Raw genomic sequence first — 25,768 nt, 5'->3', positions numbered from 1 at the left:
CGGTGCCATGCGGTTATTTTTCAGGGATCAACGCAGCGGTACTGCGCCGTTGCAGATAGATGAAAAACAACGCCGCCAGCACCGTCAAACCACTGACCAGCGCGCCGGTCCACGGCAAGTCCGCCAGGTCCGCGCCGCTGGCGACTACAAGCCCGCCAATCCACGCACCCGCCGCGTTGCCGAGGTTGAATGCACTCTGGTTCAACGTCGAACCCAGATTCGGCGCTTCATGGGCCTGATCAATAATCAGCAGCTGCAGGATCGGGCACAGCGCAAAGGCAAAAATCCCCCACAGCACCAACGTAATCGCCGCCGGGATGACCGAGTGACTGGTCTGCGTGAACGCGGCCAGCACCAGCACCACGGCCAGTGCCATGCCCACCAGCGAAGGCAGCAAGCGGCTGTCTGCCAATCGACCACCGAGCATGCTGCCCGCCGTCAAGCCCACGCCAAACAACAGCAACATGAGGGTCACGCCATGGGGGCTGACGCCGGTGATGTCCTGCAGGATCGGCGCGATGTAGGTGAACACGCTGAACAGACTGGTCGATGCCAATACGCTCATGCCCAGGGCCAGCAGCACATTGACCTTGCCCAGCACTTTGAACTCGCTGGCCAGGTTGGCCTTGTCCATGGCGATGTCTTTCGGCAACCAGACCCATTGAGCAATGGCGGCAATCACACCGATCACCGACACCGCCCAGAACGTCGAACGCCAACCGGCGTATTGCCCGAGCGCGGTGCCCAACGGCACGCCCAGCACGTTGGCCAGCGTGAGACCGGTGAACATCATGGCAATCGCCTGGGCTCGTTTGTTCGGGGCCACCAGGCCGGCAGCAACCACTGAACCAATGCCGAAAAATGCGCCGTGACACAGTGCGGTAATCACTCGCGCGGCCATCAACGTGGCGTAGTTCGGCGCGAGGGCGCAGAGGATGTTGCCGAGGATAAACATCAGCGTCATGCCCAACAGCGTGGCTTTGCGCGGCATATTGGCGGTGCCGACCGCGAGGATCGGTGCGCCGAACACCACGCCCAGGGCGTAGCCGGTGATCAGCAGGCCGGCGTCGGGAATGCTCACGGCAAGGTCGCGAGCGACGTCGGGCAGCAGGCCCATGATGACGAATTCAGTGGTGCCGATGCCGAACGCGGCAACAGCGAGGGCAAGCAAAGCGAGTGGCATGCGCAAGGTCTCTGTCGGTAGTCTTGACGCTGTGATCAGGCATACGCATGCCGAAGACCGTTCTCGAGGAGAACGGACAGAGGCAGAAATTATTGGAATTAGTCTGTGCGCAACTGAGTGCGGCGTGGTCGCTTGCAGTATAAACAGCTGCTGACATATGGCGAATCAATTATCCCTCCCGTCCCTGTAGGAGTACGGCTTGCCGGCGAAGGCGTTCTTGAAATCGCCTTCGCCGGCAAGCCGTGCTCCTGCAAGGTGATGATGACGAACAAAAGGAGCGTGCCGTGCTTGCGACGGCTTTGGTGTTGGTGGCGGCGCTGTTGCACGCGGCGTGGAATACGCTGATCAAATTCAGTGCGGAACGGTTGTTGGTCGTGGCCTGCATGGACAGCGTGGCGATGTTGTTTGTCGCCCTGATGCTGCCGTTCGTGGCGTTGCCGCCGATTGAAATCTGGCCGTGGATCCTGGCGTCGGCGGCCTTCGAGTTGCTCTATCGCTATTTGCTGATTCAGGCCTATCGGGTCGGCGATCTGGGGCTGGTCTACCCATTGATGCGCGGACTGTCGCCGCTGGTGGTGCTGGCCCTGACGCTGATCTTTGCCGGAGAAGTGCTGACCCATCAGCAGATCTTCGGCATTCTGCTGATCCCGTTCGGCATGCTGTGCTTGCTGTGGCAGGGCGGTGGCGGCGCACGTTTGCCGTGGTCGATGCTGCCGGTGGTGGCGCTGATCGGGCTGTGCATCGGCTGCTACACCTTTATCGACGGCCAGGCACTGCGGCGCTGGTCGCATCCGCTGGATTATCTGGTCTGGGTGACGTTGCTCAGTGCCTGGCCCTTTCCGTTACTGGCACTGGTGCGCAAGCGGCCGGCGTTCATGCTGTTCTGGCGTGAGCAGTGGCGGCTGGGATTGGCGGTCGGATTTTGTGTTTTGTTCAGCTACGCTCTGGTGCTGTGGGCGATGCAGCTGGGGTCGATCGCCGAGGCGGCGGCATTGCGCGAGATCAGCGTGATTCTGGTGGTGTTGTTTGGCATGCGCTACCTGAAAGAACCTTTCGGCCGACCACGGCTCCTGGCCTGCGGGCTGGTGTTGATCGGCATGTTGGTGATGAAGTTTTGACTGGCTCACCGTCGACGAAAACTCGACGCATGAAACTTGAAGAAGGGATGACTTTATGACGGTTGCTTTGTGGTGCATTTTGATCGCGATTTTCCTGCCTTACCTGTGCACGGCCGTGGCCAAGATCGTTGGCGGTTACAGGCTGGAAGACAACCATGATCCCCGGGACTTTCTCGATTCGCTGGAGGGTTTGGGCAGGCGCGCGCATGCAGCGCAACTGAACAGTTTTGAAATCACCCCGGCGTTCGCTGCGGCGGTGATCGTGGCGCACCTGGCTGGCAATGCCGAGCTGGTGACCATCAATGTGTTGTCGGTTTTGTTTATCACCAGCCGGTTGCTGTACATCATTTGCTACCTGGCGGACTGGCATATCTTGCGGTCGTTGTTGTGGTTTGTGGGGTTGGGGTTGATCGTCAGTTTCTTTGTGGTTTCTGTCTGACGGATCTGCAGTGTTTGTATTGGCACCTTCGCGAGCAAGCCCGCACCCGCATTGGATTTGCGTCGTTCACAAATCAATGTGGGAGCGGGCTTGCTCGCGAAAGCTATCTATCAGCCGCAGCAGAACTCAAGGATTGGCTTTAACCGCATCTGCCACCTGAGGCACTTGCGGCAATGCCGCACCTTTGGGCCATAACATCCAGATCTGCCCCTGCTGTTTCATGTCGCCGGCCAGTTGCCCGGCCGCTTCCCCGGTTCCCCAGAACAGATCCGCCCGAACTTCACCGGCAATCGCGCCACCGGTGTCCTGGGCCGCCACCGGGCGAACCAAAGCCGTGCCGTCGGGCCGCGTCGTGGATAACCACATCAGACTGCCCAGCGGAATCACTTTGCGGTCCACGGCGGCGCTATAGCCTGCGGTCAAAGGAACATTCAGCGAGCCACGAGGACCTTCGTTGCTGTCGGGGTTGCGGGTGAAGAACACATAGCTGGGATTGCTGCCGAGCAGTTCTGGAATGCGCGTCGGATTGGCCTTGGCCCAGTTGCTGATCGCACCCATGGTCACGTCTTCTTTTTTCAGCTCGCCTTGTTCCACCAGCCAACGACCGATCGGTCGATAGGGGTGGCCATTCTGGTCGGCATACGCGATGCGCAACTGGCGGCCGTCATTGAGCTGGATGCGTCCCGAGCCCTGGATTTGCAGGAATTGCAGGTTCATCGGGTCGGTCAACCACGCTACCACCGGCGCCTTTACCCCCTTGGTTTCAATTGTTGCCGCATCGTCGTAAGGCTTGAGCACACGACCTTCGAGTCGTCCGCGCAGGCGTTTGCCTTTGAGCTCCGGGTAAATACTGTCCAGGGAGACGATGATCATGTCTTCGGGCACGCCATACACCGGAATATTCGCGGCTGCAGTCTGGGTCAGGCTGCCGGGGTAGACCGGCTCGTAGTAACCGGTGATCAACCCGTTGGGATTGTCGTTGGCGGCGCGCAGGCCATAGACGTCGAGGTTCTGTTTGAGGAAGCCACGAATGTCGTTGGCGGTTTGCGGCACGTTGGCGGCAGCGGCGCAGGTCGGGCCCCAGACCGGATCGGCCTTGAGTCGGGTGCAGGCGCTACGCCACGATCCGAAACCGGCGACCAGATCGGTATCGGACACTGCTGGCAGTGCTTCCCAGGTGGCGCTGGAATACGTCGCCAGCGCGTGGGTTTTCGGTTTGTTGTTGTCACCGCCAGTGCAGCCTGCGAGCACGGCCACTATCGGGAGGGTCCAGGCGAGGCGATGACGCCATGCCTTGAAAAGGCTGTTCATGGAGTAATTCCTTTGCCGGTTGCGCGAGGGCTCCATGCGCTCGAACAACCCGTATTGATAATAGGGCTATTGGTCTTTGTCGGTGACGCGAGGATACTGGCCGCCGTTTCCAGTGACCTGAAGCCACCATGACTTTCAAAAGACTTTCCGTTGTACTGCTGGCCTGCCTGACGTTGTCTGCGTGTGGCGGTGTCGACCCGAACTCGCCACTGGGTCAGCGCAAGGCGATCTTCAAGCAAATGCTCAAGACCGGCGAAGACCTGGGCGGCATGTTGCGCGGCCGCATTCCGTTCGACGGTCCGAAGTTCGCTGACGGCGCGGTGAAGCTCGATGCGCTGTCCCATGAGCCGTGGAAACATTTCCCGCAAGTGCGCGAAGAAGATCACACCAGTGCCAAGAGCGATGTCTGGCAGAAGCAGGCACGCTTTCAGGAAATGGCTCGTACCCTTGAAGCCAGTACCGGTGAATTGGTGATTGCCAGCAAGGTCCAGCCTTACAAAGCCAGTAACCTCGGGCCGGCGGTGCAGAAAGTCGAAGATGCCTGCAGTGCCTGTCATAAAGAGTTTCGGGATCACTAGCTGGAAACCTGATATCTGTGGTGAGGGGATTAAGCGAAACGTCGCACCGCTCCGTTGGGCTGCGAAGCGGCCCCAAACACGGTTAGTCAGACAGACCGCAATTGCCTGTTCTACGACGGCTACGCCGCCGAGCGGGGGTAAACCCCCTCGCCACAAAAGTTCTTTATCCCCGGATTACTTATCCAGCTCATCCAGCGCGTCCTGCAACTCCTTGCGGGACTCGGCGAGTTTGTCTTTGCGTTTGTTGATCCTCTCGGGATCGCCTTTCTTCATGGCTTTGTCCAGGTCTGCCTGACGCTGGCTGACTTCATGCTTGGCGTCGAGGACCTTGTTTTCCCGTTCCTTCTTCAGTGAAGCATCGGTGCAATGAGCGGTGACTTCACTCAGGGCCGTTTCCAGGCCCGCCTGCTGATCGGCGTTGCCGTGGGACTTGGCCAGTTCGATCTGGTTGATGATGCCCTGTTTCTTGGCGGCGCAACCGGTCAGCCCCGGGGCCTCTTCGGCGGCCATCAGCGGAGCGGCCATCACACCGCAAAGCGTCAGCAGGGCGAGTGGTGAAAGAAATTTCATAGAAGCTCCATGTGCAAATGCAGTCGGGTCGTTGTGACGATGGGCGTTTGAGCTCGTCGGCACCTTTGGGTTCCCAGGTGGGCGAGCATGGGCGGTCGCTAAAAACCGTCGATCCCCGCCGCACGTAATGTGTCGCTCAAGGCCAGGACCTGCGGGTCGCGGAAGAATGCGCTCAATTGCGCCGCGCGTCCTGGGCCGATGCCGGCTTCGGCCTGCCATTGTTCGGTGTCGCGTAGTGCCAGTTCCTGCCATGAATCGGCAAGCTGCGCCTGACCGGTCGGTGGTAGTCCCAGGGCTTTGAGCCAGCGAACAAAAGGGCGTTCGCGGGCGCTGTTGAAGCTGTTTAAAAGACGAGTCGTGCTTCGCTCGCCGAAGCCGTCAATGTTAGCAAGCTCTTGAGCATCGAGGGTCAACCAATCCAGCAGGCCGTTCAAGCGGCCTGTTTCGAGAAGTTTCTCCCACGTGCCGGGACCGACATGAGGCAAGGCCAGTCCTTGCTTGCCACTGAGCCAGGCCAGTCGCGCGAGGAATTGGCTTTCGCAGCCTGGCGTCGGCTGCCAGCAACTCAAAGGATGGAAGTCTGCCGCCAACGGTATGTTTAATTTGGCGCGTTCGGCGGCGCGCAGAACCACGCCGTCGAGCCTGGGAATGGTCAGTCCCGCCAGGCTGATGGACACCTGATCGCCGGGGCGGATATCCAGTTTCTCCCAGCGTTGAAGGGAGCTGACGCTCACGCGTTTGATCTGCCGGTCATCGAGCGTCACCGGTTTCAGCTCCAGCACCGGCGTGATCCGTCCGGTACGACCGACCTTGAAATCGACTGTTCTCACCTCGGCCAGCGCTTGGGCAAAAGGGTATTTCCAGGCGACGGCCCAGTAGGGCGTTTTTGCCTGCCAGTGCTCGGCCGAGGGGCGTCGACTCTGGCGCAGGACGACACCGTCGCTGGCAAAGGGTAACGGCGAGCGGTACCAGTGATCGCGCCAACGTTCGGCATCGGCGAACGTCTGGACCGACTGGCTGTAAGGCGCGGTGCTCGGCAGCCCCAGTTCCTCCAGCGCCGCGACACGGGCGGGCGGGCTGGCCGGGCCTTGCGGCCAATCCCAGATAAACAGCCCGATGCCAGCCGCTTGCTCAGGGGTGAGTTCCTTGCGGGCCATCAAGCCGGCTACCGTAGAACGGGCATTGAGGCTGCCGGCCTTGGCTTGTACATGGTCGATCAGGCGCCAGTAGAGTTCGCCCTGCACAAGCAAATCCACGGGTTGCGCCAGTTGTCGGGGGATAAAGGGGATCAGGCGTGCCGAGGCAGTCCAGTCCTGTCCGTTCATGCCATCTCCGCGACTGATCGCCTGATGCAACACGCCGTTGCGATAGACCAGCGTCACGGCCACGCCGTCGACCTTGGGTTGTATCCAGATGTCCTTGCGATCGCGCAGCCAGTGCTCGACCGCGCGACCATCACGGAGTTTTTCCAGGCCCGTGTGGGCAATGGGGTGGGTAATCTTGCCGCCAGCCGTGCGCAAAGGCTCGGATGCCGGGCCTGCGTTAAAGCACTTGCGCCAATCGGTCAGCTGGGTACGAGACTGATCGTAGAGTTCGTCGGTGACCAATGAGTGGCCACGGCTGTGATAGCTGTCGTCCCAAAGGTCGATTTGTTTTTGCAGGGTTTTGATCTCGTCCGCCGCACGGGCTGGCGACCAGTCTGGACACTCGGCAGCGTTCGAACCCAGGCTGATCAAAGCCAGACAGACAGCGGAAAACAGGCGCAGAAGCATCGTGAGCATCCTTGCTCAATTGGAATGCTTGAAGGCTAGTCAGTATTTTCCGGGGAGAAGTATGGGAGTTTTGCCTGTTGTTTCTGATGGCCCCAAGCGAAAGCCAATAAAAAGCCCCGCACGGCGAACCGTGCGGGGCTTTTGGTACCGCCGGGGAAGTCTTACAGACCGGCAGCCGAACGCAGGTCGTCGGCGCGGTCGGTTTTTTCCCAGGTGAACGTGGTGAAGGTGTCTTCGCCAACAGTCTTGGTCGCCGGGGTGCGACCGAAGTGGCCGTACGCAGCGGTTTCCTGGTACATCGGGTGCAGCAGGTCGAGCATGGTGGTGATTGCGTATGGGCGCAGGTCGAACACTTCGCGAACCAGTTTGACGATTTTGTCGTCGCTGATTTTGCCGGTGCCGAAGGTGTTCAACGAGATCGAAGTCGGCTGGGCAACACCGATCGCGTAGGAAACCTGAATCTCGCAGCGCTCGGCCAGGCCGGCAGCAACGATGTTCTTGGCGACGTAACGACCGGCGTAGGCCGCCGAACGGTCAACCTTCGATGGATCTTTACCGGAGAACGCGCCGCCGCCGTGACGGGCCATGCCGCCGTAGCTGTCGACGATGATCTTGCGACCGGTCAGACCGCAGTCGCCTACCGGGCCACCGATGATGAACTGGCCGGTCGGGTTGATGTGGAACTGGGTGTCTTTGGTCAGCAGTTCGGCAGGCAACACGTGCTTGACGATCAGCTCCATCACGCCTTCGCGCAGGTCTTTGTACGACACTTCAGGGTTGTGCTGGGTCGACAGTACAACGGCGTCGATACCGACAACCTTGCCGCCTTCGTAACGGCAAGTCACTTGCGACTTGGCGTCCGGGCGCAGCCAAGGCAGCAGGCCGGATTTACGGGCTTCGGCCTGGCGCTGAACCAGTTGGTGCGAGAAGGTGATCGGTGCTGGCATCAGCACGTCGGTTTCGTTGCTGGCGTAGCCGAACATCAGGCCCTGGTCGCCGGCGCCCTGATCTTCAGGCTTGGCACGGTCGACGCCCTGGTTGATGTCAGGGGACTGCTTGCCGATGATGTTCATCACGCCGCAAGTGGCGCCGTCGAAGCCGACATCGGAGCTGTTGTAGCCGATGTCCAGAATGACGTTACGCACGATTTCTTCCAGGTCGACCCAGGCCGACGTGGTGACTTCACCTGCGATGATTGCCACGCCGGTTTTTACCAGCGTCTCGCACGCCACACGGGCGAACTTGTCTTCAGCAATGATGGCGTCCAGCACCGCATCGGAAATCTGGTCGGCGATTTTGTCCGGATGCCCTTCGGACACGGACTCGGAGGTGAAGAGGGAGTATTCGCTCATCTCGATTTTTTCCTGAATTTACCGATGGTGAGTGTCGCCAGCTGGCCGCTGAAAGTGGCGGACCTGAATCTGGAAACCATTACGTAAGCCTACATAGAGGCTTTCCCCGGGAACGAGTCCCGCAGCGGTGGCCCAACGGGCCAGATCGTCCTGTTCAAACCCCAACCAGAGATCACCGCAGGCCTCCCTGGCCCAACTCTGGTTGTGGCTACATAACTCTGTCACGAGCAGGCTACCGCCCGGTTGCAGCAAGTCGGCCATGTGCTTGAGCGCATCGGCCGGTGCGGCAAAGTGGTGCAGCACCATGTTCAGTACAACGCAGTCGGCCTTGAGGCTGACACCGTTCAATGCATCGGCCAGTTGCAGGCTGACGTTAGCCAGCGCTTCACGTTCGCAGACCTGGCGCGCCAGTTCGAGCATCGCCGCGCTGTTGTCCAGCGCCGTGACATGCGTGAAACGGCGCGCCAGTTCCGGCAGAAAAGCGCCGTCCCCAGGGCCGACTTCAATGGCCGTGGCCCCTTCACTGAAGCTCAGTTTGTCGAGCAACGCCACCACGCTTTCGCGGTACTGCGGCAGGCCGGCAATCAAGTCCTGCTGAGCGCGAAACTTCTCCGCGACCCGTGAGAAAAAATCCTGGCTGGCCGCCGCCCGTTGCCCGTGGACCTGACCGATCCGCGACTGCACATCGGCAGGCAGGGTCAGGTTGTCCACTTCTTCGAGCAATGCGGCATGCAGCTTGCCGCCCAGCAGGTCGGTGTGGGGCAGGGCGCGACGGTAGAAAATCGCATTGCCTTCACGACGGGTCGCCACCAGGTCGGCCTGGGCCAGCACCTTGAGGTGATGGCTCATGCCCGACTGGCCGATGCCGAAGATCTGCGCCAGTTCCAGTACGCCGAACGAATCGTTGGCCAGCGCGCGCAATACATTCAGCCGCAGAGGATCGCCGCCGGCCTTGCACAGGGCCGCCAGCTCATCGCACTCGTCATGTTGAATGGAAGGCACGCGTAAATTCATAGGGCCAGCAGTCTAGTGATGGTCAGAAATCCCCGCAAGAGCAATATCAAAAAGTTTTGATATTGCTCGATAGATGGCACTTCTCGGGGAAAGGGTCACTCTACAAATCGTCAGCGGAAAGGTTTCACCAGGCGAATGCGACTTTATCCACCGGAAAAACGCCTTCAGATGACTATCTGTCATTGCCCCGAGGCGGGTCGGTGAGGGAAAATGCTCGCCTTTTTTCCGTTTCGTTTTATTCACTCTCGATTCAATATCCGCAGGAGAACAGCGATGCCCAGCCGTCGTGAGCGTGCCAACGCCATTCGTGCCCTCAGCATGGATGCCGTGCAAAAAGCCAACAGCGGCCATCCCGGTGCCCCTATGGGTATGGCGGATATCGCCGAAGTACTTTGGCGTGACTACCTGAAGCACAACCCGAGCAATCCATCGTTCGCCGACCGTGACCGCTTCGTGCTGTCCAACGGTCACGGTTCGATGCTGATCTACTCGCTGCTGCACCTGACCGGTTATGACCTGTCGATCGATGACCTGAAAAACTTCCGCCAGCTGCACAGCCGCACCCCGGGCCACCCGGAATTCGGCTACACCCCTGGCGTCGAAACCACCACCGGTCCACTGGGTCAGGGCCTGGCCAACGCCGTGGGTTTCGCCCTGGCAGAAAAAGTCCTGGCGGCGCAGTTCAACCGTCCGGGCCACAACGTTGTCGATCACCACACCTACGTGTTCCTGGGTGATGGCTGCATGATGGAAGGCATTTCCCATGAAGTCGGCTCCCTGGCCGGTACTTTGGGCCTGGGTAAACTGATCGCCTTCTACGATGACAACGGCATCTCCATCGACGGCGAAGTCGAAGGCTGGTTCACCGATGACACCCCTAAGCGTTTCGAAGCCTACAACTGGCAGGTGATCCGCAACGTCGACGGTCATGATCCGGAAGAGATCAAGATCGCCATCGACACTGCACGCAAAAGCGCGCAGCCAACCCTGATCTGCTGCAAGACCACCATCGGTTTCGGTTCGCCGAACAAGCAAGGTAAAGAAGACTGCCACGGCGCCCCGTTGGGTGACGCGGAAATCGCGCTGACCCGCACTGCGTTGAAGTGGAACCACGGTCCGTTCGAAATCCCGGCCGACATCTACGCCGAGTGGGACGCCAAGGAAGCCGGTCGCGCCGTTGAAGCCGAGTGGGATCAGCGTTTCGCTGCTTACTCCGCAGCATTCCCTGAGCTGGCCAACGAGCTGATCCGTCGTCTGAGCGGCGAGCTGCCGGCCGACTTCGCTGAAAAAGCGTCTGCTTATATTGCTGAAGTCGCGGCCAAGGGCGAAACCATCGCCAGCCGTAAAGCCAGCCAGAACGCCCTGAATGCCTACGGCCCGATGCTGCCGGAATTCCTCGGCGGCTCCGCTGACCTGGCCGGTTCCAACCTGACCCTGTGGAAAGGTTGCAAAGGTGTTACCGCCGAAGACGCCAGCGGCAACTACGTGTACTACGGCGTTCGCGAGTTCGGCATGAGCGCGATCATGAACGGCGTGGCTTTGCACGGCGGTCTGGTGCCTTACGGCGCGACGTTCCTGATGTTTATGGAATACGCCCGCAACGCCGTGCGCATGGCCTCGCTGATGAAGAAGCGCGTGCTGTTCGTCTACACCCACGACTCCATCGGTCTGGGCGAAGACGGCCCGACTCACCAGCCGATCGAGCAACTGACCAGCCTGCGCAGCACGCCGAACCTCGACACCTGGCGTCCAGCCGATGCCGTTGAATCAGCAGTGGCCTGGAAGTTCGCCCTGGAGCGCAACGACGGTCCTTCGGCCCTGATTTTCTCGCGTCAGAACCTGCAGCACCAAACCCGCAATGCGATCCAGATCGAAGAGATCTCCCGTGGCGGTTACGTGCTGAAGGATTGCGCAGGTGAGCCTGAGCTGATCCTGATCGCCACCGGTTCGGAAGTGGGTCTGGCGGTTCAGGCTTACGACAAGCTGACCGAGCAGGGTCGCAAGGTGCGCGTTGTCTCGATGCCTTGCACCAGCGTGTTCGATGCCCAGGACGCTGGCTACAAGCAAGCGGTTCTGCCGTTGCAGGTCAGCGCCCGTATCGCCATCGAAGCCGCTCACGCGGACTACTGGTACAAGTACGTGGGCCTGGAAGGCCGCGTCATCGGCATGACCACCTACGGTGAGTCGGCGCCTGCGCCAGCCTTGTTCGAAGAGTTCGGCTTCACCCTGGAAAACATCCTGGGTCAGGCTGAAGAGCTGCTGGAAGACTGATCCAGAAGTTGCGTCGTCCGGACTGCCGCCTTCGCGAGCAAGCCCGCTCCCACATTGGAATGCATTCCCCTGTGGGAGCGGGCTTGCTCGCGAAGACGGTGGTTCGGTCAACGTTGCAATAACGGATTCACCACGGTAATCGAGAACCCCATGCCTCAACCGCGTCCCTACAAAGTTGCACTCAACGGCTACGGCCGGATTGGTCGTTGCGTCTTGCGTGCGTTGTTCGAGCGAGGCGAGAAGGCCGGGTTTGAGATTGTCGCGATCAACGATCTGGCCGACATGGCCAGCATCGAATACCTGACACGCTTCGACTCCACGCACGGGCGTTTTCCCGGCGAAGTGAGAGTCGAGGGCGATTGTCTGCATATTAATGGCGACTGCGTGAAGGTCCTGCGCAGTGCCACCCCCGAAGGCATCGATTGGGCGTCGCTCGGCGTCGATCTGGTGCTGGAGTGCTCCGGCGCTTACCACACCCGCGAAGATGGCCAGCGTTTCCTCGACGCCGGCGCCCCGCGCGTGCTGTTTTCCCAGCCGATGGCCAGCGAGGCGGATGTCGACGCCACCATCGTTTACGGCGTGAACCAGGATTGCCTGACCGGCGAAGAACTGCTGGTGTCCAACGCCTCCTGCACCACCAATTGCGGTGTGCCGCTGTTGCGCCTGCTGGATCAGGCCATTGGTCTGGAATACGTGTCGATCACCACCATCCACTCGGCGATGAACGATCAGCCCGTCATAGACGCCTATCATCACGAAGACCTGCGCCGCACCCGTTCGGCGTTTCAGTCGGTGATCCCGGTGTCCACTGGTCTGGCGCGCGGCATCGAACGCCTGTTGCCGGAACTTGCCGGGCGAATTCAGGCCAAAGCCGTGCGGGTGCCGACGGTGAACGTGTCTTGCCTCGACATTACGATGCAGACCGTCAGCGACACCGACGCCACCGAGGTCAACCGGATTCTGCGCGAGGCTGCCACCAGCGGCCCGCTCAAAGGCCTGCTGGCCTACACCGAGTTGCCTCACGCCAGTTGTGATTTCAACCATGACCCACATTCGGCCATCGTCGATGCCAGTCAGACCCGAGTTTCCGGCCCACGGCTGGTGAACATCCTGGCCTGGTTCGACAACGAATGGGGTTTTGCCAACCGAATGCTGGATGTTGCAGAACACTATCTGCAAACAGCGACTTCAAAAAAACCGTAGGAAGTGCGACCCATGACCGTGTTGAAGATGTCCGACCTCGATCTGCAAGGTAAGCGCGTATTGATCCGCGAAGACCTCAACGTCCCAGTCAAGGACGGTGTAGTCACCAGCGATGCGCGAATCCTGGCTTCGCTGCCGACCATCAAGCTGGCCCTGGAAAAAGGCGCGGCCGTGATGGTCTGCTCGCACCTTGGCCGTCCGACCGAAGGCGAGTTCTCGGCCGAGAACAGCCTCAAGCCTGTCGCCGACTACCTGAGCAAGGCCTTGGGTCGCGAAGTGCCGCTAGTGGCTGACTACCTGAACGGCGTTGACGTGAAGGCCGGCGATATCGTGCTGTTCGAAAACGTGCGCTTCAACAAGGGCGAGAAAAAGAACGCTGACGAACTGGCCCAGCAATACGCCGCCCTGTGCGACGTGTTCGTGATGGACGCCTTCGGCACCGCTCACCGCGCCGAGGGTTCGACCCACGGCGTGGCCAAGTTCGCCAAAGTCGCTGCCGCTGGCCCGCTGCTGGCCGCTGAACTCGACGCACTGGGCAAAGCCCTCGGCGCTCCGGCACAGCCAATGGCGGCCATCGTCGCTGGCTCCAAGGTGTCGACGAAACTCGACGTGCTCAACAGCCTCAGCCAGATCTGCAACCAGCTGATCGTCGGCGGCGGCATTGCCAACACCTTCCTGGCCGCTGCCGGTCACCCGGTCGGCAAGTCCCTGTACGAACCTGATCTGCTGGACACCGCTCGTGAAATCGCCGCCAAGGTCAGCGTGCCTCTGCCGGTCGATGTGGTCGTGGCCAAGGAATTCGCCGAAAGCGCCACCGCCACCGTCAAGCTGATCGCCGATGTGGCGGCAGACGACATGATCCTGGACATCGGCCCACAGACCGCGGCGAATTTCGCCGAGCTGTTGAAGTCGTCCAAGACCATTCTGTGGAACGGCCCGGTGGGCGTGTTTGAATTCGACCAGTTCGGTAACGGCACCAAGGTGCTGGCCCAGGCCATCGCGGAGAGCTCGGCGTTTTCGATCGCGGGCGGCGGCGACACTCTGGCGGCCATCGACAAATATGGCGTTGCCGATCAGATCTCCTACATTTCTACCGGTGGCGGCGCGTTCCTTGAATTCGTCGAAGGCAAGGTTCTGCCGGCCGTTGAAGTCCTGGAAAGCCGTGCCAAGGCCTGAGGTCACCCATTTGACCAGGCAAAGGAGTGTTCAGATGGTCAAGGCATTAGCGCTGTTGATCGCTGCGGGTATGCTGGTGGCTTGCGGGAGTAACCCGAAAGCCAAGCCGGACCCCGCGCCGCAATCGGTGGAAAAAGGCTGCTACCAGGCGGACTGGCAAGCCGAAACCAACCCGGTGATCAACAAGCGTTCCGGGCCTGATGGCCTGGACAAATACGAGGCACAGACACCCGCCAAGGAACATGGCTGCCCTTGACGGGTCTGACTCTTTACTCAGGGCTGACGGCGTGCGCCGTCAGTCGAGGAACACGGATGAAAGGTTTTATCGCCATTACGGCGCTGGCACTGCTGGCAGGTTGCTCGAATTTCAACCTGTTCAAGCCTGCCGAATCGACGGACAGCTGGACCACCTGGACCTGCGATAGCCAGGCCAAAGTGGTTTGGCGCTACACCGACGACAGCCGCAAGGCCGTCGACGTTCGCCTCGGCGGGGCCGATCAGGTCTATCGCCTGAAGCTTGAGCCGGGCGCCGAAGGTTCGCTGTACAGCAACGACATGTTGGCGTTTCACGTAAAAGGTGAGGAAGGCCTGGTGTACTGGGTCGCCACCAACGATTTGATCGGCCGCGGCTGCAATGCGCAGTAATTGAAGGCTTGTGCGAAACCTGTAGGAGCGAAGCTTGCTCGCGAAGTCATCACATTCAACACATGTGCTGCCAGTTAAACCGCTTTCGCGAGCAAGCTTCGCTCCTACAGGAATTCGATGGCTTGTAGAGATTTAGGCGATACCGAATGAGCGGACCGGACCAACCCCCGATCTGCAAAAACTTGAATAGCCGCCGCCGCTCCGGCAGGCTGGCACGATTAACGACCCAAACCGGGAGAGACACACACAATGGCACTTATCAGCATGCGCCAGATGCTGGACCACGCAGCCGAGTTCGGCTACGGCGTTCCAGCCTTCAACGTCAACAACCTTGAGCAGATGCGCGCCATCATGGAAGCCGCTGACAAGACTGACTCCCCGGTGATCGTCCAGGCTTCGGCCGGTGCTCGCAAATACGCCGGTGCACCGTTCCTGCGTCACTTGATCCTGGCGGCAATCGAAGAATTCCCGCACATCCCGGTGTGCATGCACCAGGACCACGGCACCAGCCCTGACGTCTGCCAGCGTTCGATCCAGCTGGGCTTCAGCTCGGTAATGATGGACGGTTCCCTCGGCGAAGACGGCAAGACCCCGACCGACTACGACTACAACGTCCGCGTTACCCAACAAACCGTAGCCATGGCTCACGCCTGCGGCGTTTCGGTAGAAGGCGAGCTGGGCTGCCTGGGTTCGCTGGAAACCGGCATGGCCGGTGAAGAAGACGGCATCGGCGCCGAAGGCGTTCTGGATCACAGCCAGATGCTGACCGACCCGGAAGAAGCCGCTGACTTCGTCAAGCGCACCCAGGTCGACGCCCTGGCCATTGCCATCGGCACCAGCCACGGCGCGTACAAGTTCACCAAGCCGCCTACCGGCGACGTGCTGGCGATCGACCGCATCAAGGAAATCCACAAACGCATCCCTAACACCCACCTGGTGATGCACGGTTCGTCTTCGGTTCCGCAAGAGTGGCTGGCGATCATCAACCAGTACGGCGGCGACATCAAAGAAACCTACGGCGTACCGGTTGAAGAGATCGTTGAAGGCATCAAGCACGGCGTGCGCAAGGTCAACATCGACACCGACCTGCGTCTGGCGTCCACCGGTGCGATGCGTCGCCTGATGGCTACCAATCCTAGCGAGTTCGATCCGCGTAAGTTCTTCGGCGCGACTGTGACGGCGATGCGTGATGTGTGTATCGCTCGTTATGAAGCGTTCGGCACTGCCGGCAACGCTTCGAAGATCAAGCCGATCTCGTTGGAAGCGATGTATCAGCGTTATCTGAAGGGTGAGTTGAACGCCAAGGTTAACTAAGACTTCAGCGTTTTATTTGCACAAAAAAACCCGCAGAAATGCGGGTTTTTTTATCGCAAAAAAGTATTAAAACCTGTCAATTATTACAGGTGATTTAGCCTTGTCATCTGAATAGAGTTGTCTTGGTAGTCGAAGCAAAGTGGGCACTCGAAGCACACACTGGGGGAAGCTAGTGCAGGCCGTCAGATGCAGGGCGCTGTGGCGAGGGGGCTTGCCCCCGTTCGGCGGCGCAGCCGTCGTAAATCGGGCGGTGAGGTGTGTCAGCGAGAATGCGGTGGCAGGGTTTGGGGCTGCTGCGCAGCCCAACGGGGATAAATCCCCTCGCCACAATTGTCGGTGCAGGCACTTAACTGAACAGTATTAGCTGCATGGGGGCTGCAGGTTGAGGTTGGCTATTTGTCGTGATCAATATCCAGCTTGCTGAACGTCACTTTCCCACCTTCACTGGTGTACCCGGTGTTGTCCTGCACATAAACGCCGGCCTTGAAGTACAACGGTTTGACGCGCCACGTGGCGCTGATGTTGGTGTCCCATTGATAACCCGCGGCACTGATGCCCAGCGCACCGCCGGGGCTCAGATGGATGAGGTAGGAGAACTCGTGATCCAGCTTCACGCCGGTGGCGATGGTGATCACGCGGCCTTCGCCATCATCAGGGTGCATGCGCACTTTGGCGACGATGTTGCCGGTCTTGCTGCTGGTCTTGTACTGGTATTCGACCTTGACCATGGGCTTCTGGCTTTCATAGGCGTGGATCTGGCCGATTACGATTTTGCCCGAGCTCGGTACCTGGTTCACCGCCAGGGTGGCACGCAGGGAGTTGTCGGCGTCCGGGTAGTACCAGTTTTTCAGGGTGCCGTTGCTGTAGGTTTCCCTCAGTTCGGTGCGCGGATATTTCGCGTTTTCGGTTTTCGTGCCGGTCACCGGGGACCAGAAAAACAGGGTGCCGGTGTCGGAATGGAAGTATTGATCCTTGAAACCCTTCACCAGTTTGGCTGTTTCAACGGTGTACGGCGGGTTACCAACGGGAACGCTGAGGTTCCAGGATGCGAGATCGATCATAAGCAAAGCTTCCACGAATTTTGCAGCACGGACGTACCAGAAGCTCTAGCACGCGCCTTGGAGGGCGGTCTTTATAAGCGCAGAAGGCCATTTTGTTAACGCCTGTCTGACAGATGGATGACGTCAAAATCCTGTTAAAAGGCCATCTTTCCCGGTTTCAGGGGCCTGTAGCGATGACCGTTAGTCGGCAAATGAACCCTTTAGTTAAATGATGGCGTACTGATATCTTCTGCTTTAGCGAATCCCGGTCTAGAGTGAAGGCTTGTTATTTGTCCGGTTTTCACGAGAAACCGGCTTGACGCCCCGACAAGAGAAGCAGCATGGAATGCGCGCAACCCCCGCCAGCCGAAGGCAGCTCAACCCTTTTAATCGTCGATGATTACCCTGAAAACCTGATCAGCATGCGCGCGTTGCTGCAGCGCCAGGATTGGCAGGTCATGACGGCCGCGTCCGGTTTTGAAGCCCTCAGTCTTCTACTCGAGCACGATATCGACCTGGTGCTGCTGGATGTGCAGATGCCGGGCATGGACGGTTTTGAAGTGGCGCGCCTGATGCGGGGCAGCCAGCGTACCCGCCTGACGCCGATCATTTTCCTCACCGCCAATGAACAGTCCCAGGACGCCGTGATCAAGGGCTATGCCAGCGGAGCGGTGGATTACCTGTTCAAACCGTTCGACCCGCAGATTCTAAAGCCCAAAGTCCAGGCACTGCTCGAGCATCAGCGCAATCGCCGGGCGTTGCAGCGCCTGAGCCACGATCTGGAGGTCGCGCGCGCCTTTAATGCGTCGGTGCTGGACAACGCCGCCGAAGGCATCCTGGTGGTCGGCGAGGACGGTCTGATCCGCTTTGCCAACCCGGCGATGTCGCGGCTGCTCAATGCCACGCTGCAAGACCTGCAAGGCAAAGAGTTTCTGGATTACCTGCAAAAGCCGCACATTCCGGTCTGGGCCGATTCCGAGCTGTTGGCCGGTTACAAGCGCGGCGAGACCTTGCGTCTGCATGACGCGTTGTTGCGTACGGCGCCCGGCCAGCAAGTGCCTGTGGCGCTGTCTTGCGCGCCGTTGCCCTCCGAGCAACGCGCCATGGTGGTAACGGTGCTGGACATGTCCGTGGTGCGCCACCTGCATCAGCAACTGGAATTCCAGGCGGTGACCGACCCGTTGACCGGGCTGCTCAATCGTCGCGGCTTTTATCAGACGGTGGAAAACCTGCTGCTGCGGGGCGAACGCTCCGACAGCGCGTGGGTGTTGCTTTACCTCGATCTGGACGGGTTCAAGCGGGTCAATGATTCCCTCGGTCACGATGCCGGCGACCGGGTGTTGCGCTGGGTCTCCGAGCAGTTGAAGGCGTGCTTGCGGCCGTTCGACATTCTGGCGCGCATGGGCGGCGATGAGTTCACGGCGCTGCTGGACCTGGAATTCCCCGAGCAAGCGGCGAAGATTGCCGAGAAACTCATCGAGCGGGTGTCAATCTGTCAGCAGATCGATGGCCTGGATATCGCGCTGGGCGCCAGCATCGGCATCGCCACGTACCCGGATTGCGGGGCCAATCTCGATGGCTTGCTGCGCGCGTCGGACATCGCCATGTACGAGGCCAAGCGCGCCGGCCGTCAGCAGTATCGCTTCTATGACCATGACATGAATGGTCGGGCGCGCTCACGGCTGATGCTCGAAGAAAGCGTGCGCGCCGCCATTGAAAACCGTGATTTCAATCTGGTGTATCAGCCGCAGGTGGCCATCGACGGTGGACAGATTCGCGGGTTCGAAGCGCTGCTGCGCTGGCAGCACCCGAGTGTTGGCGATGTGCCGCCCGGTCTGTTTTTGCCGTTGCTGGAAGAAGCGCGGTTGATCAGTCGACTGGGCAGCTGGATCTATCATCGCGGCGCCGAGCAACGCAAAGCCTGGGAAACCCTGTTTGCCGAGGACCTGGTGCTGGGCGTCAGTTTGAGCAGTACGCAGTTCGGAATGCCGAACCTGGTCACCGAGTTGCGCCAGGTGCTGGAACGGTATGGCTTGCAGGCGCGTCATCTGGAAGTCGAGGTCACTGAAGAGGCCTTGATGCACAACCCCGAGGAAACCCGCAAACAGCTGCGCCTGCTGCATAACCTGGGCGTGCGGGTGGCGTTGGATGACTTCGGTTCGGGGCCGTGTTCGCTGTCCCATCTGCGTGATCTGGAGCTGGACACGCTCAAGCTCGACCGGCATCTGATCGCTCGCTTGCCAGCGTCTACACGGGATGCAGCGCTGGTGCGCAATGTGATCGACCTGTGCAAACAATACGGAATGCTGGTGATCGCCGAAGGGGTGGAAACCGTCGCGCAATATGAATGGCTGCAAACCAATGGTTGCGAGTACGTGCAAGGTTTCCTGGTGGCGCGCCCGATGGTGGCCGAAGATGTCGGCGACTTTGCGCAGCCGTTCGACTGGAGCGCGCTGACGGACTGAATTCGCTACACTGGCGACCTTTCCGTAATCGATGTTGCCGCCCCGATGACTGCCTTGAAATTCCTCCAGGCCTATCCTGCTGCATTGCAGGACCAGGTGCGCCGGCTGATCACCGAAGGTCGGCTGGGCGATTACCTGAGCCAGCGTTACCCGCAAATGCACGACGTGCAGAGCGACAAGGCGTTGTACACCTATGCGCTGGACCTGAAACAGGAATACCTGCGCAACGCCCCGGCCATCGACAAGGTGTTGTTCGACAACCGTCTGGACCTGACCCACCGTGCCCTCGGCCTGCACACCACGATCTCACGGGTGCAGGGCGGCAAGCTCAAGGCCAAGAAAGAAATCCGGGTGGCCTCGTTGTTCAAGGAAGCCCCCGCCGAATTTCTGAAGATGATCGTGGTGCATGAGTTGGCGCACTTCAAGGAATCGGATCACAACAAGGCGTTCTACAAGCTGTGCGAGCACATGTTGCCGGGGTATCACCAGGTCGAGTTCGATTTGCGGGTGTACCTGACGTGGCGGGAAATGCAGTAGCCAAGGAGTGTGTGGATGGACGTGAGCAAGACCAAGAGCAGCTTCTATCGCCGCTTGTACGTGGCGTACCTGATCGACAGCGGGCTGGCCAGCAGCGTCCCGGCCCTGACCGAGGTGACCGGCATGCCGCGGCGCACGGCCCAGGACACCATTGCGGCGTTGGCGGATCTGGACATCGTTTGTGAATTCGAGCAGGAAGAGGGCGCGCGCAACCATGCCGGGCGTTATCGGATTCGCGAGTGGGGGGCGATTGATCGGGGGTGGATCGAGCGCAATTTGCGGCAGATCAAGGCGGTGTTGGAGTATCCCTGAATTCTGCGGTGTCAGTTATGCCGCCATCGCGGGCAAGCCCGCTCCCACAATGTTCTTTGTTGTTCACAAATATTGTATTCACAGAAGATCCCTGTGGGAGCGGGCTTGCCCGCGATAGGGCCCTTAAGGGCGACGCATCCCGATATGCGGAATGTCATCCTCCAGATATTCCTCACCCGCCACGACAAACCCGTACCGCCCGTAATACCCCTGCAAATGCGCCTGGGCCGACAGATAGACCGGCACTTCAGGCCAGCGCTTTTCCGCTTGCTTCAACGCTTGTGCGATCAGCTCATGACCCAGGCCCTTGCCGCGATAATCCGGCGCGGTAATCACCCGCCCGATCACCACATCGCCGCCCTGTAGTTCAGGGTCGAGCAACCGCAGGTACGCCACCAGTCGATCCCCGTCCCAGGCCATCAGATGGCAGGTGTCACCTTCCAGATCCTGGCCGTCGACGTCTTGATAAACACATTTCTGCTCCACGACGAACACCTCGGCGCGCAGCTGCAGAACGGCGTACAGCTGCTCCTTGCCCAGATCGCTGTGGTGTTTGCAGATCCAATCGATTGTCATCTTCCAATTCCTTGAGCAACGTCGTTCCGATACTAAGCGCCCGCACGAAAGTTGTCTGTATGGCGGAGAAATCTGTGACAAAGGCCAAAATGCCATCATTCATTTCGCGCGGCGTTGTCTTCTTTGTGTAATCTGGGGTGAAGCGATGTGCAGTGGCTTCGATGAGCTAATGTTAGTACCTGGGTTTCGCCGGTACGGGGCCTTGGAGTTTTGGCTGAAAACGTCGGGCAATCGCCCGCTAAGGATTTTCGAGCATGCCGCGATTGCATCGAGCTTTGGCCTTGATCGGATTGCTGTTGCTGACTCACAGCGTGGCAGCGGAAAAGCTGCGACTGGTTGCCGATTCATGGCCGCCCTTTACCGACTCCACGCTGATCAACGGCGGGTTGGCTACCGATATCGTCAGTACCGCGCTGGCCCGGGCCGGCTATGCCAGCGATTTTGAACAGGTGCCCTGGGCGCGCGCGCTGCTGGGTGTAGGCGAAGGACGTTACGACGTGCTGGTGAACGCCTGGTACACCGATGAGCGCACCAAGCTTGGCCAGTTTTCCGGCGAGTACCTGCTCAACCGCGTGCGCTTTCTCAAGCGCAAGGACGCGCCGATCGAATTCAATAATCTGCAGCAATTGCACACGTATCCGATTGCGGTCGTACGCGGTTATGCCTATTCGCCGGCGTTCGATGAAGACGCCTCGCTGCAGAAAATCCCGGTGCACAGCTTCGCCATGGCCGTGCGCATGGTCGCTGCCGATCGGGTCAAGTTGACCCTGGAGGATGAATACGTCGCGCGTTACTACCTGTCCCGGGAATCAGCCAAGGTGCGCAATTCCGTGGAATTCCTGCCCAAGCCGTTGAGCGAGAACAGCCTGCATATTCTGGTCAGCCTGAAAAACCCGCAGCATGAACAGATCGTGGCGGGTTTTGATCGGGAGATTGCCGAGATGAAGGCGGATGGCAGTTACGAGCGGTTGATGAAGGAGCATGGGATGTGAGTGAGCTGATCCGGATTTTGCGCTGTTGCTGATGGCCTCATCGCGGGCAAGCCCGCTCCCACAGGTTTAGCGGTGTACCTGGATTTTATGTTCTTCACAAATCCCCTGTGGGAGCGGCGGTGCGACGATTCGACTTGCCCGCGATGAGGCCCGCCCAGTCACCATAGATATCAGGCTTCTCTGGTGTCTTTGATGAGATGCGCCGCCAACGTCCGCAACGGCCCCAACTGGCGGCAGATCAACGCCAACTGCGTCTGCACCAACCGCTGTCCTTCATCGATTTCATCCGGCATCTGTTCCAGCTCGTTGGCCAGCGCCTCTTCCTCATCGCTTTGAATCGCAATCGGCAGTTTGCTCGCCAGGCCTTGGGCGATCTCATCGATGCTCATCGCCAGTTTCACGCCGGCCCCTTCGATCAAATGCTCGCGCACGTCCTGCGGCAGCTGGGTTTCACGGTGTGCGCCCAATCCTGACAAATAGCTGAGCAAGGTGTGCGACAACACCAGGAAGCGGAACCCGACATCCGCTTCCTTACGGAAATGCCCGGGCTCCATCAACATGTTAGCCAGCGTCGTCGACAGTGCCGCATCGGCGTTGTGCGCGTTGCGCCGGGCCAGGCGATAAGCCAGGTCGTCGCTCTTGCCGGCGGCGTATTGCTGCATGATCTGGCGCAGGTAAATGCTGTTGCAGGTCAGGGTGTTGGCCAGCACTTTGTTCAGGCGTCGCCCCTGCCAGTCCGGCAGGAACAGGAACACCGCGAGCCCGGCGATCAGGCTGCCGAGCAAGGTATCGAACAGGCGCGGCAGGAACAGACCATAACCGTCGCCGACCTGGTTGAAGCAGAACAGCACCATCAAGGTGATCGCCGCCGTCGCCAGGGTGTAGCGCGTGGTGCGGTTGGTGAAGAACACCACCCCGGCGGCAATCGCGAAGCACGACTGGATCAGCGGGTTCGGGAACAGATCGAACAGTGCCCAGGCCAGGGTCAGGCCGATGGCCGTGCCGATGATCCGCTGACCCAGCTTGCGGCGTGTGGCGCCGTAGTTCGGTTGGCAGACGAAGAGCGTGGTGAGGATGATCCAGTAACCTTGCGACGGGTGAATCAGATGCACCATGCCGTAGCCGATGCACAACGCGAGGGGCAATCGCAGGGCGTGGCGGAACAGCAGCGAGGTCGGTGTCAGCTGGGTGCGCAAGCGCATCCACACATCCTTGAGGCTGCGTGGCGAACGGTCGAGCAGGCTGCTGTCGGTGGCGTCTGCGAGGGCGTCGGGGTTGCTCGCATCGCTGAGCAAGCGGTCGAGGGTGCCGAGGTTGGCGGCCAGTGCACGCAAGGATCGCAGCAGCCCGCGCCAGGCCGGGTTGCTTTGGATGCGCAAGTGTTCGAGGGAAGCGTGCAGGTCGCTCAGGGCTTCGGCGAAGCTGGCGTCGTAGATGAACGGCTGGCGCATCTGGATCGATTCCGCCAGCGCCCGGCAGGCCTTGCCTTGCTGGCGCAGCAGGCGCTGACAGCGGAACAGCACGTCGCTGTGGAAGAAGGCGTCGGCCAGCGCGTTATATGGATAGTGCGAGGAGCTGGCACGCTCGTGGATGTCCTGGGCGAGGAAGTAGAGTTTCAGGTAGCGGCTGACTTTCGAGCCCGGCCGACCGTTGCCGACCCGGTGCAGGATGATTTCCTTGGCGGCGTTCAGTGCCGCGACGACCCGGCCGTTCTGCTGGGCCAGTTCCAGTCGGCGCGCCTCGACGTCCATCTGCCGGATCGGTTCGAACAGCGACGATTTCAGCTTCAGGTAAAAGCCCAGTTCACGGAACAACCGCGCAAGGCTCTGCTGCACCGGTTGGTTGGAAAACATCGCCTGCCACAACACCGAGAGCAAGCCGTACCACGCCGCGCCGGCCACCAGCAACACCGGCTCGTGCCAGAAATCGGTCACGGCGCCGCCGCGCTGGTCCACAGCGATCATGGTGTAGACCGACAGAATCAACGTCGCCGAGGCAATCGCACCATAGCGTTCACCCAGTGCGCCGAGCATGGTCAGGCAGAAGGCGGCCAGTGCGAAGGCGATGATAAAGAGGATGGGGTAGGGGAACAGCAGTTCGACCGACAGGGCGGCGACGATGAAACACACCAGCGTCACGGCCAGCGAATTGAGACGGCCCTGCCAACTGTCGTCGGTCTCGGCGAGGGCGCTGGCGATGATCCCCAGGAACAGCGGGATCAGCAGCCCCATTTCATCCTGATACCAACACAGCGCCATGCTGCCGGTCAGGGCGATGAACACCCGCACGCTGTAACTGAATTTATCCAGCGCCCAGAGGCGACGCAGAGACTGACGAAAAGGGGTCGATGGCATGAAGTGCGAGGGCCTTCCGAGGCAATGACGCTAAATTGAGCCAGTAATGACGCCGACGCAATGGCGCCGATCACATCTGACAGCAAAATCTGTTCCTTGATTGTTCTGTGTTGTCTGTTCGAACGCTTTTGCGGGCAAGCCTCGCTCCTACGGGTTTGTGTCGTTCGCACTATTGCGTATGGCACGAACCCGTAGGAGCGAGTCTTGCCCGCGAAGAACGATAACTCGGTCGATCAGACGAATTGCGCAGCCGCGTAACCGGAGGCCCAGGCCCACTGGAAGTTGAAGCCGCCCAGGTGTCCGGTGACATCCAGCACTTCACCAATGAAATACAACCCAGGGCTTTTCAGCGATTCCATGGTCTTGGACGAGACTTCATGGGTATCGACGCCGCCCAGGGTCACTTCCGCCGTGCGATACCCCTCGGTGCCGGCCGGCACGACTTTCCAGCTCGCCAGTTTTTCGGCGATGTCGGCGATTTCCGCGTGGGTGTACTGCTTCATCGGTTTGGAGACGAACCAGTCGTCCGCCAGCAGGTTGGCCATCTTCTTGGTGAAGATCTCGCCAAGCAGGGTTTTCAGTTCGCTGTTCGGGCGCTCGGCTTGCTGCTGTTGCAGCCAGCTCGGCACGTCGTGGTCCGGCATCAGGTTGATTTCAACCGTGTCGCCCGATTCCCAGAACGAGGAAATCTGCAAGATCGCGGGACCGCTGAGGCCGCGATGGGTGAACAGAATATTCTCGCGGAAACTTTGATCGTTGCAGCTCACCAGGCAATCGACCGACGTGCCGGACAGCTCGGTGCACAGCTCCTTGAGCTGATCGGTGATGGTGAACGGCACCAGGCCGGCGCGGGTCGGCAACAGGTCGTGGCCAAACTGTTTCGCGACCTGATAACCGAAACCGGTAGCGCCCAAGGTCGGAATCGACAGGCCGCCGGTGGCGATCACCAGGGATTCACAGGTGATCTGGCCCAGCGTGGTGTCCAGCAAGTAACCGCTTTCAAGCTTCTCGATGGTCTGGATCGAAGTGTCCAGGTGCAGGCTGACGCCGACCTGATCGCATTCGTTGAGCAGCATCTCGAGGATGTCGCTGGATTTGTTATCGCAGAACAGCTGGCCGAGTTTTTTCTCGTGATAGGGCACGCCATGTTTGGCGACCATCCCGATGAAATCCCATTGGGTGTAGCGCGCCAGGGCGGATTTGCAGAAGTGTTCGTTTTGCGAAAGGAAATTGCCGGGTTCGGTGTACATGTTGGTGAAATTACAGCGGCCACCGCCCGACATCAGGATTTTCTTGCCGGCCTTGTTCGCATGGTCAAGCAACACCACCTTGCGCCCGCGCCCGGCGGCGGTCAGCGCACACATCAACCCTGCGGCGCCAGCGCCAATGATCACGACTTCGGTAGAGCGCAAAACGGTGTCCTCACACAAAACTCAGATTCACCGACAAACCAATGTGGGAGCGGCGGTGCGACGATTCGACTTGCTCGCGAAGGGGCCAGCACATTCAACATAGATGTTGTCTGTCAGTCCGCCTTCGCGAGCAA

The 25,768-nt window shown here is 59.9% G+C and carries 23 protein-coding genes; 13 read left to right on the top strand and 10 right to left on the bottom strand.

The window, feature by feature from the left end:
• Positions 1-13 precede the first annotated feature (13 nt).
• A complete protein-coding gene (locus tag J2Y86_RS15855; RefSeq protein WP_253433137.1) occupies positions 14-1,183 on the bottom strand; it encodes an MFS transporter in 1,170 nt (389 codons plus the stop codon).
• 284 nt (positions 1,184-1,467) lie between these two features.
• On the opposite strand from J2Y86_RS15855, the gene J2Y86_RS15850 reads away from it, so the two are divergent.
• Together J2Y86_RS15850 and J2Y86_RS15845 are read left to right on the top strand one after the other, a co-directional pair.
• Positions 1,468-2,301 carry an EamA family transporter gene (locus J2Y86_RS15850; RefSeq protein ID WP_253433134.1) on the top strand — a complete coding sequence of 278 codons (834 nt, stop codon included), beginning with the start codon at positions 1,468-1,470 and terminating at the stop codon, positions 2,299-2,301.
• 55 nt (positions 2,302-2,356) lie between these two features.
• Positions 2,357-2,740, top strand: a complete 384-nt coding sequence (locus J2Y86_RS15845) for an MAPEG family protein (RefSeq protein WP_253433131.1) — start codon at positions 2,357-2,359, stop codon at positions 2,738-2,740.
• 126 nt (positions 2,741-2,866) lie between these two features.
• Here the strand turns inward: J2Y86_RS15845 and mltA are convergent, their stop codons facing one another.
• Complete coding sequence (gene mltA / locus J2Y86_RS15840) at positions 2,867-4,051, bottom strand: murein transglycosylase A (protein ID WP_253433127.1); 1,185 nt, start codon at positions 4,049-4,051, stop codon at positions 2,867-2,869.
• Between the two features lie 128 nt (positions 4,052-4,179).
• Here mltA and J2Y86_RS15835 point away from each other — a divergent pair, with 128 nt between their 5' ends.
• Positions 4,180-4,629, top strand: a complete 450-nt coding sequence (locus J2Y86_RS15835; RefSeq protein WP_253433124.1) for a c-type cytochrome — start codon at positions 4,180-4,182, stop codon at positions 4,627-4,629.
• 174 nt (positions 4,630-4,803) lie between these two features.
• On the opposite strand, the gene J2Y86_RS15830 is transcribed toward J2Y86_RS15835, so the two are convergent.
• The 4 genes from J2Y86_RS15830 to J2Y86_RS15815 all read right to left on the bottom strand — a co-directional run bounded on the left by J2Y86_RS15830 (position 4,804) and on the right by J2Y86_RS15815 (position 9,337).
• Positions 4,804-5,199 (bottom strand): DUF1090 domain-containing protein, encoded by a 396-nt coding sequence (locus J2Y86_RS15830; protein WP_253433121.1) that lies wholly within the window; start codon positions 5,197-5,199, stop codon positions 4,804-4,806.
• Positions 5,200-5,297: 98 nt separating this feature from the next.
• Positions 5,298-6,971 (bottom strand): NAD-dependent DNA ligase LigB, encoded by a 1,674-nt coding sequence (gene ligB, locus J2Y86_RS15825; protein WP_253433119.1) that lies wholly within the window; start codon positions 6,969-6,971, stop codon positions 5,298-5,300.
• 161 nt (positions 6,972-7,132) lie between these two features.
• Positions 7,133-8,323, bottom strand: coding sequence for a methionine adenosyltransferase (gene metK / locus J2Y86_RS15820; RefSeq protein WP_008033298.1), 1,191 nt, complete (start codon positions 8,321-8,323; stop codon positions 7,133-7,135).
• An 18-nt stretch (positions 8,324-8,341) separates the two neighbouring features.
• The gene (locus J2Y86_RS15815; protein ID WP_253433116.1) at positions 8,342-9,337 is read right to left on the bottom strand and encodes an ArsR/SmtB family transcription factor; all 996 of its coding nucleotides are present in this window, start codon (positions 9,335-9,337) and stop codon (positions 8,342-8,344) included.
• Between the two features lie 273 nt (positions 9,338-9,610).
• On the opposite strand from J2Y86_RS15815, the gene tkt reads away from it, so the two are divergent.
• From tkt to fba, 6 genes are all read left to right on the top strand, one after another.
• Positions 9,611-11,608, top strand: coding sequence for a transketolase (gene tkt, locus J2Y86_RS15810; protein ID WP_253433112.1), 1,998 nt, complete (start codon positions 9,611-9,613; stop codon positions 11,606-11,608).
• Between the two features lie 150 nt (positions 11,609-11,758).
• Positions 11,759-12,811: an erythrose-4-phosphate dehydrogenase gene (gene epd, locus J2Y86_RS15805; RefSeq protein WP_214379415.1), complete on the top strand. Its 1,053-nt coding sequence runs from the start codon at positions 11,759-11,761 to the stop codon at positions 12,809-12,811.
• Between the two features lie 12 nt (positions 12,812-12,823).
• A complete protein-coding gene (locus J2Y86_RS15800) occupies positions 12,824-13,987 on the top strand; it encodes a phosphoglycerate kinase (RefSeq protein ID WP_253433108.1) in 1,164 nt (387 codons plus the stop codon).
• A gap of 34 nt (positions 13,988-14,021) precedes the next feature.
• Positions 14,022-14,243 (top strand): hypothetical protein, encoded by a 222-nt coding sequence (locus J2Y86_RS15795; protein ID WP_253433105.1) that lies wholly within the window; start codon positions 14,022-14,024, stop codon positions 14,241-14,243.
• Positions 14,244-14,299: 56 nt separating this feature from the next.
• A complete protein-coding gene (locus J2Y86_RS15790) occupies positions 14,300-14,632 on the top strand; it encodes an MliC family protein (protein ID WP_253433102.1) in 333 nt (110 codons plus the stop codon).
• Positions 14,633-14,881: 249 nt separating this feature from the next.
• Positions 14,882-15,946, top strand: coding sequence for a class II fructose-bisphosphate aldolase (fba, locus tag J2Y86_RS15785; protein ID WP_008081027.1), 1,065 nt, complete (start codon positions 14,882-14,884; stop codon positions 15,944-15,946).
• 392 nt (positions 15,947-16,338) lie between these two features.
• On the opposite strand, the gene J2Y86_RS15780 is transcribed toward fba, so the two are convergent.
• Positions 16,339-17,007, bottom strand: a complete 669-nt coding sequence (locus J2Y86_RS15780; RefSeq protein WP_253433099.1) for a polysaccharide lyase family 7 protein — start codon at positions 17,005-17,007, stop codon at positions 16,339-16,341.
• Between the two features lie 320 nt (positions 17,008-17,327).
• On the opposite strand from J2Y86_RS15780, the gene J2Y86_RS15775 reads away from it, so the two are divergent.
• From J2Y86_RS15775 to J2Y86_RS15765, 3 genes are read left to right on the top strand one after another with little or no spacing between them, the layout of a single operon-like run.
• On the top strand, positions 17,328-19,451 hold the full coding sequence (locus J2Y86_RS15775) for a putative bifunctional diguanylate cyclase/phosphodiesterase (RefSeq protein WP_253433096.1): 2,124 nt from the start codon (positions 17,328-17,330) through the stop codon (positions 19,449-19,451).
• A gap of 45 nt (positions 19,452-19,496) precedes the next feature.
• Positions 19,497-19,988, top strand: a complete 492-nt coding sequence (locus tag J2Y86_RS15770; RefSeq protein ID WP_253433093.1) for a M48 metallopeptidase family protein — start codon at positions 19,497-19,499, stop codon at positions 19,986-19,988.
• Between the two features lie 15 nt (positions 19,989-20,003).
• On the top strand, positions 20,004-20,300 hold the full coding sequence (locus J2Y86_RS15765) for a winged helix-turn-helix domain-containing protein (protein WP_007894945.1): 297 nt from the start codon (positions 20,004-20,006) through the stop codon (positions 20,298-20,300).
• 123 nt (positions 20,301-20,423) lie between these two features.
• Here J2Y86_RS15765 and J2Y86_RS15760 read toward each other — a convergent pair whose 3' ends face one another.
• Entirely contained in the window at positions 20,424-20,876 is a 453-nt protein-coding gene (locus J2Y86_RS15760) for a GNAT family N-acetyltransferase (RefSeq protein ID WP_253433090.1), read from the bottom strand.
• 254 nt (positions 20,877-21,130) lie between these two features.
• Between J2Y86_RS15760 and J2Y86_RS15755 the strand changes: the two genes are divergently transcribed.
• Positions 21,131-21,868, top strand: coding sequence for a substrate-binding periplasmic protein (locus J2Y86_RS15755; protein ID WP_253433086.1), 738 nt, complete (start codon positions 21,131-21,133; stop codon positions 21,866-21,868).
• A 170-nt stretch (positions 21,869-22,038) separates the two neighbouring features.
• Here J2Y86_RS15755 and yccS read toward each other — a convergent pair whose 3' ends face one another.
• Entirely contained in the window at positions 22,039-24,222 is a 2,184-nt protein-coding gene (yccS, locus tag J2Y86_RS15750) for a YccS family putative transporter (protein ID WP_253433083.1), read from the bottom strand.
• A 233-nt stretch (positions 24,223-24,455) separates the two neighbouring features.
• Positions 24,456-25,634, bottom strand: coding sequence for an NAD(P)/FAD-dependent oxidoreductase (locus tag J2Y86_RS15745; protein WP_253433080.1), 1,179 nt, complete (start codon positions 25,632-25,634; stop codon positions 24,456-24,458).
• Positions 25,635-25,768 lie beyond the last annotated feature (134 nt).

It is taken from the genome of Pseudomonas migulae, assembly GCF_024169315.1.
In the GTDB taxonomy this organism is placed as follows: domain Bacteria; phylum Pseudomonadota; class Gammaproteobacteria; order Pseudomonadales; family Pseudomonadaceae; genus Aquipseudomonas; species Aquipseudomonas migulae_B.
The sequence above is the reverse complement of the archived record's forward strand: the minus strand, read 5'-3'. Positions and strand labels throughout refer to the sequence as shown.